This window comes from Microvirga sp. P4_G7 (genome assembly GCF_056401005.1).
On the sequence record NZ_JBFUKD010000857.1, the window covers coordinates 1 to 1,343 of the forward strand.

General features: G+C 66.4%; 1 protein-coding gene and 1 pseudogene. One reads left to right on the top strand and one right to left on the bottom strand.

The window, feature by feature from the left end:
• Positions 1 to 334: 334 nt before the first annotated feature.
• Positions 335 to 901, bottom strand: a complete 567-nt coding sequence (gene rsmD, locus AC1DT3_RS21375; protein WP_477467193.1) for a 16S rRNA (guanine(966)-N(2))-methyltransferase RsmD — start codon at positions 899 to 901, stop codon at positions 335 to 337.
• Here rsmD and AC1DT3_RS21380 point away from each other — a divergent pair.
• Positions 902 to 1,343, top strand: a pseudogene (locus tag AC1DT3_RS21380) (hypothetical protein); the annotation flags it as partial. It abuts the gene before it with no gap.

The following is a 1,343-nucleotide window of genomic DNA, read 5'->3' on the forward strand; positions in this document are numbered from 1 at the left end:
TGACCGGATTGAATAAAGTCCCACCACGGTATCATTTTTGCTTTTTTCGATCGATTCGACCGAGTTCTTGCGGGGTACTCCCAACAACGGTCCAGTTGAACATTCTTCAGACAACACAATGCACGTCGATGTCCGGTGTCGACGGTCCGCAGAGCCACCGAAGATCCGACAAGAACCTTTCGCCTTCAGTATGCTTCGGAAATTGTTGGCAAATTGCGCCTTCTTCATGGCCGAGCTTGAATAGCTTATGCCTGACCGCGTTTACAAATGTTTGCTGTTTGGCGGAGGAGACAAGCGTCCGACAGAGGGGTGCGCGGCAGGACAGCCTAGTCGGTCACGGCTCGGAAGGTCGATAGCGCCCAAACACAATTGTCGTCTCGCCGTAATCCCGGCGCTCGATTTCCTCGAAACCATCGGGCATCGCGAAGCCGGCGCCGTGAGCCTCTTCGACGATCACCAGCGCGTCCGGCGCCAGCCAGCCGCCGTCGGCGCAGGCGCGCAGAGCTTTGGGCGCGAGATCCTTGCCGTAGGGCGGGTCGCAGAAAACCACGGAGAACGGAGCATTGGGAGCGGCGGCGCCCATGCGTGTCGCGTCGCGGCGAAACAATCGCGTGGCGCCGCCCGCGCCGAGGGCCTCGACGTTTTCGCGGATGACGCTGCGGGCTTCCGAGCCGTCATCGACGAGGAGTACGAAGGCGGCACCGCGCGACAACGCCTCCAGGCCCAGCGCGCCGGTCCCCGCGAAAAGATCCATGACGCGCCCCCCTTCGAGGGGGGCGTCATAGCCGTGTTGGAGGATGTTGAAGAGCGCTTCGCGCAGGCGGTCGGACGTGGGGCGGATCGAATCCGATTTCGGCCCCACGAGCGAACGGCCGCGCCAGCGCCCGCCAACGATTCTCATGTGCGGTCCCTACGAGTGGCGGCCGCGCGGGCCACCCTTGTGGCCGCCCTTGTGACCGCCGCCTTTGGGGCCGCCGCCACGCGGACCTCCCCGCGGGCCGCCCTTGAAGCCGCCTGGGCCGCTTCGGGCTGGACGGTCGCCGCCGCGTGGAGGACCACGACGCGGTCCCTCGCTATCGCCACGCGCCCGGAAGGGACGATCTCCCTTGTCGCTCCGGAAGGGTCGGTCACCCTCCGGCCGGGGACGGCGGGGACGCTCGGCGTCTCCATCCCGCGACTTGAAGGGCCGATCTCCAGAGGGACGGCGTGGACGATCGTCATCGCGCCGGGGACGAGCGAAGCCTTCACCGCGATCATCGCGGCGGCGGGGACGGTCCTCGGCGCCAGGCGCCGCACGGGACGGCCGTCGCGGGGCAGTGGTTTCGTCTCGCGGTGTGCTGACG